Raw genomic sequence first — 12,319 nt, forward strand, 5'->3', positions numbered from 1 at the left:
CCTCATCCGGTGGTGGTGGGTACGGGGGTCAGGGCGCCGGGGATCATCAGCGCGACGAGATCGTGTTCATCGGGTTTGGCACCGGCCGGTGCGTCGACGGTGGCCACCAGGCGTCCCTCGGTGACGACGGCGATCCGGTTGGACAGCCCGATCAGCTCGGGCAGGTCGTCGCTGACCAGGACGATTGCGGTGCCGTCGGCGGCGACCTGACGCAGCAGGTCGTAGATGCCCTCGCGGGCACCGGTGTCCACGCCCTGGGTGGGTTCGTCGAGCACCAGCACATCCGGTTTGCGCAGCAGCCATTTGGCGATCAGCACCTTCTGCGCGTTCCCGCCCGACAGCGAGGACACCGGTGCGTCGATGCCCTGCGCGACGATGCCGAGTTCGTCGACGTACTGTTCGGCGACCTTACGGGCCCGCCCGACCGCCCACAGCCCGACCCTGCGGGTGGCGAAAAGATCGTGCAGTGACGACAATTGGATGTTCTCGACGATGGAGGACGAGGTGACCAGGCCCTTTTCCGACCGGTCCGGGGGTACGTAGGCGATGCCGGCCCGCACATGCTCGCCGATATCCCCGGTGATCTCCCGCCCGTCGAGCAGCACCCGTCCCGCGGTCGGCCGCACGGCGCCGGCAATGATCTCGCCGAGTACCCGCTTACCGGATCCCTCGGTGCCGGCCAGGCCGAGGATCTCCCCGGGCGCCACCGTCAGGGTGGCCTCCCGCAGCACGCCCGCGCCGGCGACGGATTCGACGACCAGCCGGGCCGGGGTCTGCGGGGCAATGTCGATCTGGGTGTGCTCGCGGTAGTAGTTCTCGGTGCGTAGCCGGCCGACCATCAGCCGGTGCAGTTCACTCTCGTCGGTGCCTTGGGTGGGGCGGTCGGCGACCGATTCGCCGTCCTTGAAAACCGTGATCCGGTCCGTGGTTTCGATGATCTCGGGCAGCCGATGCGAGACGAACACGACGGCCGCGGTGCCGCGCAGCCGTTTGAGCAGCAGCAGGAAGTTGTCCTCGTGCTCGGAGTCCAGTGCGGTGGTCGGTTCGTCGAACAGCACCACCGGGCGCTCGACCTCGAGCAGCTCGGCCAGCGCGGTGACCCTGGCGATGTCCAGGCTCTGCTTCTGCCCGGGAGCCAGCTGGCCCGTGGCGGCCGATACGTCGGCACCGTCGACCCCGGCAGATTCCAGCGCTCTGGCCGCCGCCCGGCGCAGCGCACGGAGGTCCAGCCCCCCGAGCCGGGTGCGGAACAGGTGCTCCCAGCCGAAGAACACGTTCTGGTAGACCGGCAGGGTGTCCACCAGGTTCGCCTCCTGGAACACCCGGAAGATGCCGAGTCTGTTGGCGTCCTGATAGGACTTCGGCGCGATGTCGCGTCCGTCGAGCTGCAGGGTGCCCGAGTCGAACGGCAGCACCCCGGAGACGATGTTGAGAATGGTGCTCTTGCCGGCACCGTTCTCCCCGATCAACCCGACCACCTCACCGTCACCGACGGTGAGGTGCACGCCCTTGAGGGCCCGGTTGGCACCGAAGGTCTTGACGATGTCGTGGGCGGCCAACCGCGGTTGGTCTTGCAGGGCAGTCACATCACACCTTCCTGTACGGGGACGGACCGAGAACCGGTGTGCGGTAGTGGTCCTTGTAGAGCGTGCGGATCCGGTCGAAATCGCCGTTGCGTTGGGCATTCAGATAGGACTCGGGGTATTCGAAGCCGGCCGGTTTCGGTACCCCGGGCCAGATCGTCTCCAGATCCTCGACCGGGTAGCCGTCGAACTGCAGGTCGAAGTCGTCCGGGTGCAGGGTGCGCGACAACAGCCGGACATCGAAGGATTCGGCGATCGGCCCGTCGACGAACCGGCTCTTGAACTTGTGCACGTTGTCGGCGGTGATGATCTCGGCGTGCCAGCCGTAGAACCGTTCTGCTGCTTCGGGTTTCCAGCCCTGCAGGCGGTCGTGGAACTGGGCCAGGGTGAAGAAGGACGGGTAGGCCGGCACATTACCGGTGGTGGCCAGCTGGGTGCCCGCGACGATCCGGTCGATTCCGGCGGTGGAACCGTTGGCACCCACCACGAAGACGTCCTTACCGGGCACCTTGCCGGCCGCCTCGATACCGGCCACCACACCGGTGGCCGCGTCATCGTTGACGGCCACGATGCCGCGGGTATCCGGGTAGCGGGCCAGCAGCGAGGCGGCCGCCCGCTGGGACAGGTCGGCGTCGTACTTGGCGTGCAGCTCCCCGGCGAACTTGATCTTCGGGTACTTCTTGAGGGTGTCGTGCACGGCGAGCCGGCGCTGCACCTCGCAGCCGTCGATGGACGGGTAGTACCCGCCGACCCGGACGATGGTGCCCTCTTCGCCGATCTTGCGGGCCAGCACATCCACGGCCTTGCCCACCGACACGTACTCGTCGGGCATCAGGAAGGTCGTGTACTTGTCACCGTCGACATCGCTGTGCCAGGGGGTGTACCAGGCCGGCGAGTTCCAGGCCGCCTGGAAGAGCACGCCGTTCTCGTTGGCATCGTGGGCCAGCGTCGGCAGCGCGCCGGCGTCATTGAGGCCGACGAAGATCGCGGTGGTCTTCTGGGTGAGCAACTGGTTGAACTGGTTGGACTGTACGGCGGCGTCGTTCTTGCCGTCCAGCACCACGCTCTGATAGCCGAGCTGGCTGGCCGCGTCCTGGAAGGCCCGGCCCCACTGGACTTGGTAGTCGCCGGTGGACGACCAGTTGAGCAGTGCGAACTGGCCGTCGGTGTAGGCGACTGCGCCGCCGCGGGCGGCGTCACGGCGGCCGACCGCGGACAGCGCCCCGACACCTGCCAGCGCGGCGGTGCTACCGGCCAGCAGTTTCACGAACTGCCGGCGTCCGATGCCATAGGTGTCCAGACGCTCCATCACGGAGTCGACGGCGCGCCGCGAAGGGCCGCTGTTGTCGGAAGTCATCGGGCAGAAGGTAGTCGGAGCGAACCGATCTGCCGAGCGTCTGGCGCAGGGTAATAATTACCGTGACTGCAACGCACGGTGAGTAAAACTGTTGTCGCGGTCAGTGTTTGGTTGCGAGATTCGCCCAGATGTCCACCTCGCACCTGCATTTCTCCGCGTTCGTGATGAACACGACCTCACACATCCTGCAGGGATTGTGGCGTCGCCCCGACGCCGGCCAGACCGACTTCAATTCCCTGGAACACTGGGTTGCGCTGGCGAAGGTCCTTGAGCGGGGCCGGTTCGACTTCATCTTCTTCGCCGATGTGGTGGGCCTGTACGGCGACTACGGCGGCTCCTATGAGAAGTACGTGCAGGCCGGTCTGCAGATCCCCAGCAATGATCCGAGCGTCATCGCCTCGGCCATTGCGTACAACACCACCGACCTCGGTATCGCCGTCACCAGCTCGGTGATCCAGGACCATCCGTTCAACTTCGCCCGTAAGATCTCCACCCTCGACCATGCCTCCAACGGCCGCATCGCGTGGAACATCGTGACCAGCGCACTGGAGAACGCGGCCCGCAACTTCGGTTACGACGGGTTGGAGGAACACGACGAGCGCTACCGCTGGGCCGACGAGTACGTCGACGTCACCTACAAACTGTGGGAGGGCTCCTGGGATGACGGGGCGTTGCTGCAGGACCGCGAACGCGGACTACACGGCGACTTCGCCAAGATCCACAAGATCAACCACGTCGGCAAGCGGTACCGGGTCGAGGGCCCGCATCTGGTGGCCCCGTCCCCGCAACGCACACCTGTTCTGTTCCAGGCCGGATCCTCGCCCGCGGGAAGGGATTTCGCGGCACACCACGCGGAGGCCCAGTTCATCATCAGTCCCGGGCCGGAGCAGGCGCGGGACCTGATCGAGGACACCCGCCGCCGGGTGGTGGCCGCCGGACGCAAACGCGGCGACCTGAAGTTCTTCCAGGGCCTGCACTTCGTCATCGGCAGTACCGAGGAAGAGGCCCGCCGCAAGGAGGTCGAGCTGGACGAGGCCATCGACCTGGACGGTATGGTGGCACACCTGTCCGGGGCGATCGGCGTCGATTTCGGCGGTCGCGATCTGGACACCCCGCTCGGCGACATCGCCAACACCGATGGCACCCGCAGCATCGTGGAGTGGGTGCAGGAGTCTGTCGGGGGACGAGCGGCCACGGTGCGCGATCTCGGTCTGCTGCAAGGCCGTAACTCCCGGGTGGTCGGCACTCCGGAGAGTATCGCCGATCAGTTGCAGCGGTGGCGCGACGCCGGCGTGGACGGTATCAACGTCGTCAACGCGACCATCCCGGGCAGCTATGTGGAGTTCGTCGACCACGTCATCCCGGTGCTGCAGGATCGCGGTCTGGCCCAGCGGGAGTACACCGCCGGATCGGTCCGGGCCAAGCTGTTCGGCGCCGACCTGATCAACGAGCGGCACCCGGCGGCCCGGTACCGGGGCGCGTTCTCGTGATCTGTGGCGTCTCAGCCGCCACCTTGACGGCTGAGACGCCACAGTGCGCCGGTCAGAAGTAGCCGCTGCCGGGCAGTCTGGTCCCGCGGGCGTACAAGGCGCCGACGGCCTGCGCCTTGTACGACGCCGGGTTGTGTGAGGCCAGCGTGCGGATGTTGCGCCAGTGCCGGTCCAGCAGGTGCGCCTGACGCACGATCGATGCCCCGCCCACATCGAAGATCTGCGACGCGGCCTTCTGAGCCAGCGCGTCCACCACGATCTTCGCCGACGCGGCCTGCAGCGAGGCCTCATGCGCGAGCTCCAGATGCGGGTCGGTCTTGTGCACATCGGCCTCGAACGCGACGGCCAGCGCATCGGCGGCGGCCAGCACCGTGGCCTTACCGGCGTAGGCCGACGCGGCGATCTCCCCGATCTCGCGCTGCAGCAGCGGGTCGTCGGCCGGCACCGGGTGCGGCGCCCAGGCGAAGCTGCGGGCCCGGGAATGCACATGGGCCACCGCGTCTCTGCGCAGCGCGTGGACCACCCCGACCTCCAGCGCGGTCACGTACAGCTGGAAGAACGCACCCGAAAGGTACAGCGACTGCTCCTCGTCATCGGCGCCCGGCGGCGCGAACTCCATCACCTCGGCGGCCGTGACCGGGACGTTCTCGAAGATCGCGGTGCCGGTGCCGGTGGCCCGTTGTCCCATCCCGTCCCAGTCGTCGAGCACCGTGACGCCGGGATGGTCGGTGGGTACCAGCACCACGACCGAAGCGCCGGTGGGATCACTGGCCAGCACCTCGGCGTAATCGGAGTACAGCGTGCCGGTGGTGAAGAACTTCCTGCCGTTGAGCAGATAGTCGTCACCGTCGGGGGTCAGCCGGGTCTGCCAGGTGAACCCGCCGGCCGGGGTGGAGCCGATCTCGGTGGACGCGTTGCCGATCAGCTTGCCGCTCAGCGCCAGATCGATGCCGTGCCGGCGGACGTCGCCGTCCACCCGCAGCCGCTCCTCGATGTGGGCGAAATGCCCACGCAGGATGTGGGCGACGTTGACGTCGACCTCCGCGATCGCGATCACGGTGGCGAACAGTTCGCGCAACGTGGCGCCTCCGCCGCCCTCTTCGCGCGGCACCCGCAGCGCGCCCAGACCGGACTTCTTGATCAGGTCGATGACGGCGTAGGGCCGCTCCCCTGTGCGCTCACGCTCCAGCGCGCCGTCGCCGATCTTCTCGATCAACCCGGCCAGCCGCGGCGACCCGTAGGCCAACGGTTCGGTGCTGAGGGTGGTCATCGGGAAACCTCCTGGGTGACATGGCGGTAGTTGGCGCCGCGGTGGGATTCGGGAAGTCGGGCGCCGAGGCCGAACAGCTTGTGCCGCAACGTCCCTTCGGTGTACTCGGTCTTGTAGACGCCGCGGCGCTGCAGTTCGGGGATGACATGGTCGGCGATGTCGACGAAGGTGCCCGGGGTGATGACGTTGGTCAGGTTGAACCCGTCCACATCGGTCTCGGCCACCCACTCCTGCAGCTCGTCGGCGACCTGTTCGGGTCCGCCCACCGACATCGCCCCGTCGACGTTGATGGCGTGCGCGTCGATGAAGTCGCGCAGCGTCCACTGGCCCTGCCCGAACATCTCCACCGAGGACTTCAGGAACTCGTTGTCGGTGACCTGGACCGGGGCGTCGAGTTCGAACCGGGACAGGTCGGTGCCCAGCCAGCCCGACCACAGGGCCAGTGCCCCTTGCGGATCGGTGTAACTGCGGTACTCGTCGTAGCGCGCCTGCGCGGCGGTCTCGGTCGCACCGGTGACGATGACGTGGCTGTTGACGATCTTCACGTCGTACGGATCCCGGCCGGCCGCCGCGGCGCGCGCCCGGATGTCGGTCACGGCCTCGCGCAGGATCTCTTTGGTGGGCGCACCGATGAAGATCACCTCGGCGTTCTCGGCGCCGAACTGCCGGCCCCGGGTCGACGCCCCGGCCTGGTAGAGCACCGGGGTGCGCTGTGGCGAGGGCTCGCACAGGTGGATACCGGGGACCCGGAAGTGCCTGCCCTCGTGCCCGATCGGGTGCACCTTGGCCGGGTCGGCGTAGTCGGCGCGGGTCGGGTCGGTGCCGACTGCGTCGTCCTCCCAGGAGCCCTCCCACAGCTTGTACAGCACCTCGGTGTACTCGTCGGCGATGTCGTAGCGGTCGGCGTGCGGGGTGATGGTGTCCAGGCCGTGGTTGCGGGCCGCGCTCTCCAGGTAGCCGGTCACGATGTTCCAGCCGACCCGGCCCTTGGTCAGGTGGTCCAGGGTCGACATCCGGCGCGCGAAGGAATACGGGTGCTCGAAGGAGGTCGCCGCGGTGACGCCGAAGCCGAGGTGCTTGGTGACCGCGGCCATCGCCGACACCACCATCATCGGATCGTTCACCGGTACTTGGGCTCCGGCGCGCAGCGCGGCCCCGGGGCCCTGGGCGTACACGTCGTAGATACCGAGCACGTCAGCGATGAACAGGCCGTCGAACAGGCCGCGCTCGAGCACCTTGGCCAGATCGGTCCAGTATTCGATGTCCTTGTACCGCCCGGCCTGCGACTGCGGGTGCCGCCAGGTGCCGGCGACGATGTGCGTCACGCAATTCATGTCGAAGGCGTTCAGGACGATGTGACGGCTCATGCGGTACCTCCGGCGGCGGGTTCGGCGACGAGCAGGCTCGCCAGTAACTGACGGGTATAGGGGTCCTTCGGCGACTCGAAGATGTCTGCCGCGCTGCCGGATTCGACGACCTTGCCGTGCCGCATCACCAGTACCCGGTCGGCGACGTGGTTTATGACGCCCAGGTCGTGGGAGATGAACAGGTAGGACAGCCCGAGCCGGTCCTGCAGGTCGGTCAGCAGGTCGAGCACCTGCGCCTGGATGGTGACATCGAGCGCGGACACCGGTTCGTCGAGGACGATCAGCGCGGGTTCCGGCGCCAGGGCGCGGGCGATCGCCACCCTCTGCCGCTGTCCGCCGGAGAGCAGCAGCGGACGGCGGTCCAGGTGCTCGGTGCTCAGACCGACGTCGGCCATCAGCTCCTCGGTACGGGTGCGGCGCGCTGCGGCGTCGGGGTAGGTGTCGGGGGGCAGGGCGTCGGAGATGATCCGGCGCACCGTCCAGCGCGGGTCGAAGGATCCCAACGGGTCCTGGTAGACCACCGAGATCTCCCGGCGCCGGGGCCGGCGCTGCGATTCGGGCGGCGCGCTCCAGGGCTGGCCACCCAGCAGCACGGTGCCGGCGTCGGGTTCGGTCAACGCCAGCGCCATCCGAGCGGTGGTGGTCTTGCCCGAGCCGGACTCGCCGACGATGCCGAGCGTCTCGCCGGCCGCGATGCTGAACGAGACATCCTGCACGGCGGTGCGTTCCGCCCCGTCCGGGCCGAGGAAGCGTTTGGTCAGGCCGTCGGCGCGGAGCACCACGCCGTCCAGGGACGATCTGCGCCGGCCTTCGTGGATCGGGCGCGGCGGTTGGGCCGACAGTCGGGTTCCCTTGCGGTGAAAGGCGGGGACCGCATCGATGAGCGCCTGCGTGTACGGGTGTTCGGGATTCGCGAGCACCTCGGTGACCGCGCCCTGTTCGACGAACTGCCCGTCGCGCATCACCGCGACCCGGTCGGCGAGCCGGCTGACCACCGACAGGTCGTGGCTGATCAGGATCAGCCCGGTGCCGTTGTCCTTCATGGTCTGCAGCAGATCCAGGATCTGCGCCTGGACGGTGACGTCCAGCGCGGTGGTGGGCTCGTCGGCGATCAGCAGCGGCGGCTCCAGGGCGATGGCCGAGGCGATCAGGGCACGCTGGCGCTGTCCGCCGGACAATTCCTGCGGCAGTTGGCGTGCCCGCAACTGTGGTTCCGGAACTCCGACGGCGTCCAGCAGTTCCAGGACCCGCTGCTGCCGGGCGGCCTTGGTGCCGTACTTGTGCAGCCGTAGGGTTTCGGCGATCTCGGCGCCCACGGTACGCAGCGGGTCCAATGAGACCAGCGCGTCCTGCAGCACGAACCCGACCTCGCGGCCCCGGATGCGCCGCCAGTCTCGGTCCTTGTGGCCCAGCAGGGATTTCCCGTGCAGCTCCAGGCGACCTGCCGCGGTGTGCGAGGTGGGGCCGGTCAGGCCGAGCAGGGTGCGGGCGGTGACGCTCTTCCCGGAGCCGGATTCGCCTACGACGGCGAAGCATTCGCCGGGCGCCACCTCGAAGGAGACACCGCGCACAACCTCGCGACGGTGCTTGCCGAAGGACACCGCCAAGTCCTCGACGCGGACGAGTGCACTCATTCGAGCCGTCCTTCCATGCGCTGCTGCAGATACCGGCCCACCACGGTGACGGCCAGGGTGCAGCCGATGATGGCCAGTCCCGGGAACAGCTCCAGCCACCATGCGGTGGAGACGAAGTCGCGGCCGGCGTTGAGCATGGCCCCCCACTCCGGGGCGGGCGGCGCGACGCCGAGGCCCAGGAAGCTCAGCGAGGACGCCCAGATGATCGACTGGCCGATGCCCATGGTGCCCAGCACCACCAGCGGGCGCATCGCGTTGGGAAACACATGCGCGGTGATGATGCGGCGCCGGGAATGACCGAGTGCCGTTGCGGCATGGACATATCCGGAATCCTTCACGGCGACCACCTGGCCGCGCACCATGCGCGCGTAGCCGACCGCCGAGCCGATCGCCACGGCCAGGATCTGGGTGGCCACGCCGGGGCCGAGTACCGCGATGAACAGCAGCGCGATGAGCAGTCCGGGGATGGACAGCACCACTTCGAGGAAACGGCTGATGATCCCGTCGGTGAACCGCCCGCCCAGTCCGGCGGCGAAACCGAGGACGATCGCCACGACCAGGGCGAGCGCGGTGGCACCCACCCCGATGGCCAGCGAGCCCTGGGCGCCGAAGACCACCCGGGTGTAGATGTCCCGGCCGGAGGCGTCGGTGCCGAACCAGTGCTCCAACGACGGCGGCTTCAAGGGTGTTTCGATATCGGTGTCATACGGCGTCCCGCTGGTGAACAGCCCGGGCGCCGCCGCCCAGGCGAGCATCAACACCAGGTAGGCCGCGGCCAGAAGCACCGCCGGCCGGAAGGTGCGCCGGGTTCCGGTCGCCGGGTTCGCGATGGTCATCGGACCCTCCGCAGTCGCGGGTCGACGCGCACGAAGGCGATGTCGACCAACAGGTTGGCCAGCACGTAGACCGCCGCGACGAACAACGTCACCCCGATCACCACCGGCATGTCCTTGGATGTCACGGCGTCGACGAGCAACCGCCCCAAACCGGGTCGTACGAATACCGATTCGACGATGACGGCGGTGGAGAACAGCGAACCCAGCGCCCACCCGGACAGGGTGAGACCCGGCAGCAGGGCATGGCGCAGGGCGTGCCGCCAGCGCACACCCCAGTCGCTCATGCCGCGCGCCCGCGCCGACACGGCGAACGGTTGTTCCATGGCCGAGGAGAATTCGTCGCGGGTCACCTGCCCCAGGTAGCCGGCCAGCGGCAGGGCCAGGGTCAGCGCGGGTAGCACCAGTGCCTCGGGGCCGCTGTCCCCGACCACCGGCAGCAGCCGGAGCTGGAAGGCGAACATCACCAACAGCACGATGCCCAGCCAGTACTGGGGCAGCGCCGCCAGGAAGATCTCCAGTCCGGAACCGATCGAAGACAGCCAGCGGCTGCGGTGCGCGGTGAGCAGGGTGACCGTCACCGCGATCACCCAGGACAGCACCAACGCGGTCAGGGTGAGAACCACTGTCGGAGCGAGCTGTTCGGTGATCACGCCGGTGACGGGTTGCTTGAGTATGTAGGAGGTGCCGAGGTCTCCGCGCAGCAGTCCGCCCAGGTAGTTCAGGTACTGCACGAGCACCGGGTCGTTGAACCCGTACTGTTGGCGCACCGCCTCGAGCTGCTCGGGGGACGGCCGCGAGCCCGCCCCGCCGAGAATGGTCTGCGCCGGATCTCCCGGCATCAGCTGAGCCGCGACGAAGGTGAGGGTGGCCGCGCCCCACAGCACGCCGAGGACGCCGGCCAGCCGGACGAGGAACCGCCGCACCCCCATCGGGGTGCGGCGGGTTCGGGGTACTGCCAGACTCACGGGGCCAGCCAGGCGTCGTGCAGCACCGGCTCACCCTCGGACGGCTCGATCCAGACGTCCTTGAGGTTCTTCTTGGCCACCAGCCGGGTGAGCACCGGGTACAGGCCCAGCTGGTAGGCCTGTTCGGCGACGATGTCCTGGGTCTCGCCGTACAACCGCTGCTGCTCGGCGGTATCCGTGGTGCCGGCCGCGGCGCGGACCAGTTCGTCGATCTTCGGGTTCTGCACCCAGCTCATGTTGTTGCCGGGGGCGGCCTTGAGGGAGTCGGAGGAGAACACGATGGACAGCACCGCCGGGGTGGGGCTGTTCCAGTAGGCACCGGTCAGGCCGTCGTAGGCGTTCTTGTCGCTGAACGCGGCGAAGTACTGGTCCTGGGCCAGCGGTTTGAGCACGACGTCGAAACCGATCTCCTTCTCCGCGGACTGGATGTTCTGGAACAGCGTCACATCCGCCGGCGGGGTGTCGCCGGTGTCGGCGGAGTAGACCAGTTCGGCGGTCAGCCGCTTGCCGTCCTTGGTGCGGTAGCCGTCGGCGTCACGCTGTGTCCAGCCGGCCTCGTCGAGCAGCTTGTCCGCCTTGTCCTTGTCGTAGGTGTAGAAGTCGCGCAGATCCTTGAAGTACGGCGTGGTCGACGAGATCGGGCCGTGCTCCCACTCGTAGACACCGAGGTACGCGCTCTTGACCGCGGCCTCGGCGTTGGCGCCGTGGATGAAGGCCTGGCGCACCAGGGTGTCGTCGAACGGGGCCCGGCTGGTGTTCAGCGCGATGCCGTTGGGCAGCCCGGTGTGGGTGAACTCCTGGGTCTGCAGAGTGGGGTCGGCCTTGAGCGCGGCGACCTGCTGGGGCGGCGGGTTGAAGATGATGTCGGCGTCGCGGCCCTGCACCGCGGCGGCGCGCACCGATCCGTCCTCGATGAACTTCCAGGTCACCTTGTCCAGGTAGGCCGGGCCCTGGTGCTTGGCGTCGGCCGGCGCGGAGTTGTAGTCCGGGTTGCGCTCCAACTCGACGCTCTGCCCGCGGTGCCAGGCCGTGACGACGAACGGTCCGGTTCCCACCGGCGACTGGCAGTTCTGCTCCAGGCCGCGGGCCATCGCCTTGGGCGACTCGATGCCGAAGAAAGCCTGCGACAGCACCGGCAGCAGCGCCGAGTACGGGGTCTTGAGCTTGAGTTCGAAGGTCGCCGGGTCGATGGCACGGGAGGACTCGTAGTAGGGCCGCAGGTAACCGGCATCGGTCAGCGACTCGGTGGCCGGGTCGAGGATCTGCACGAAGTTGGCGTGTACAGCCTCGGCATCCAGTGGGGTGCCGTCGTGGAACTTGACGCCCTGCTTGATCTTGAAGGTGTAGGTCAGCCCATCGGGTGAGACCTCCCAGGAGTCGGCCAGCCAGGGCACCACGGAACCGTCGGGGCGCTCGGAGACCAGGCTGTCCAGGAACTGGCGGGCGATGTAGGTCTGCGGCATGTCGCCGAAGTTGTGCGGGTCCAGGCAGGTGGGTTCACGGTCGGTGGCGTAGACGATGGAGCCGCCGCTGACCGGGGTGCCGGCCTCCTCCGAGGATGCATCAGTGCTGCTGCCGCCGCAGCCGGCGAGGACGAGCGCCACGGCGAGTGCCGTCGAGCCCAGTGCGGCGTGACGGCGAACAGGAGGCAGGGATGGCATCGCGGTCGGAGTCCTTCGGTTGGTGCTGACGAGTACCGGCACACGGTGCCGAAACCGCGACGCTTCGGCCAGCTATCGAATCGGGCAGATTTTTCGCTGTAACCTGCCGTCACATACGCCCCACAGACACCGATGTGTTGTGGCCTCCCCCACAGG

General features: G+C 68.1%; 9 protein-coding genes. 1 reads left to right on the top strand and 8 read right to left on the bottom strand.

The window, feature by feature from the left end:
- Positions 1 to 2 precede the first annotated feature (2 nt).
- A complete protein-coding gene (locus tag V4U86_RS25855) occupies positions 3 to 1,586 on the bottom strand; it encodes a sugar ABC transporter ATP-binding protein (RefSeq protein WP_395308697.1) in 1,584 nt (527 codons plus the stop codon).
- A gap of 1 nt (position 1,587) precedes the next feature.
- Positions 1,588 to 2,940 (bottom strand): sugar ABC transporter substrate-binding protein, encoded by a 1,353-nt coding sequence (locus V4U86_RS25860; protein ID WP_395308698.1) that lies wholly within the window; start codon positions 2,938 to 2,940, stop codon positions 1,588 to 1,590.
- A 128-nt stretch (positions 2,941 to 3,068) separates the two neighbouring features.
- Here V4U86_RS25860 and V4U86_RS25865 point away from each other — a divergent pair, with 128 nt between their 5' ends.
- Positions 3,069 to 4,430, top strand: coding sequence for an LLM class flavin-dependent oxidoreductase (locus tag V4U86_RS25865; RefSeq protein ID WP_395308699.1), 1,362 nt, complete (start codon positions 3,069 to 3,071; stop codon positions 4,428 to 4,430).
- Between the two features lie 52 nt (positions 4,431 to 4,482).
- Here V4U86_RS25865 and V4U86_RS25870 read toward each other — a convergent pair whose 3' ends face one another.
- From V4U86_RS25870 to V4U86_RS25895, 6 genes are read right to left on the bottom strand one after another with little or no spacing between them, the layout of a single operon-like run.
- On the bottom strand, positions 4,483 to 5,700 hold the full coding sequence (locus tag V4U86_RS25870) for an acyl-CoA dehydrogenase family protein (RefSeq protein ID WP_395308700.1): 1,218 nt from the start codon (positions 5,698 to 5,700) through the stop codon (positions 4,483 to 4,485).
- A complete protein-coding gene (locus V4U86_RS25875; RefSeq protein WP_395308701.1) occupies positions 5,697 to 7,067 on the bottom strand; it encodes an LLM class flavin-dependent oxidoreductase in 1,371 nt (456 codons plus the stop codon). Before V4U86_RS25875 ends, V4U86_RS25870 begins: the two co-directional genes overlap by 4 nt.
- Positions 7,064 to 8,701, bottom strand: coding sequence for a dipeptide ABC transporter ATP-binding protein (locus tag V4U86_RS25880; RefSeq protein ID WP_395308702.1), 1,638 nt, complete (start codon positions 8,699 to 8,701; stop codon positions 7,064 to 7,066). The genes V4U86_RS25875 and V4U86_RS25880 overlap by 4 nt, the downstream gene beginning before the upstream one ends.
- Positions 8,698 to 9,537 carry an ABC transporter permease gene (locus V4U86_RS25885; RefSeq protein ID WP_395308703.1) on the bottom strand — a complete coding sequence of 280 codons (840 nt, stop codon included), beginning with the start codon at positions 9,535 to 9,537 and terminating at the stop codon, positions 8,698 to 8,700. Before V4U86_RS25885 ends, V4U86_RS25880 begins: the two co-directional genes overlap by 4 nt.
- Positions 9,534 to 10,502, bottom strand: coding sequence for an ABC transporter permease (locus V4U86_RS25890; protein ID WP_395308704.1), 969 nt, complete (start codon positions 10,500 to 10,502; stop codon positions 9,534 to 9,536). Before V4U86_RS25890 ends, V4U86_RS25885 begins: the two co-directional genes overlap by 4 nt.
- Positions 10,499 to 12,163 (bottom strand): ABC transporter substrate-binding protein, encoded by a 1,665-nt coding sequence (locus V4U86_RS25895; protein WP_395308705.1) that lies wholly within the window; start codon positions 12,161 to 12,163, stop codon positions 10,499 to 10,501. Before V4U86_RS25895 ends, V4U86_RS25890 begins: the two co-directional genes overlap by 4 nt.
- Positions 12,164 to 12,319 lie beyond the last annotated feature (156 nt).

The organism is Mycobacterium sp. AMU20-3851 (genome assembly GCF_043974665.1).
GTDB lineage: Bacteria > Actinomycetota > Actinomycetes > Mycobacteriales > Mycobacteriaceae > Mycobacterium.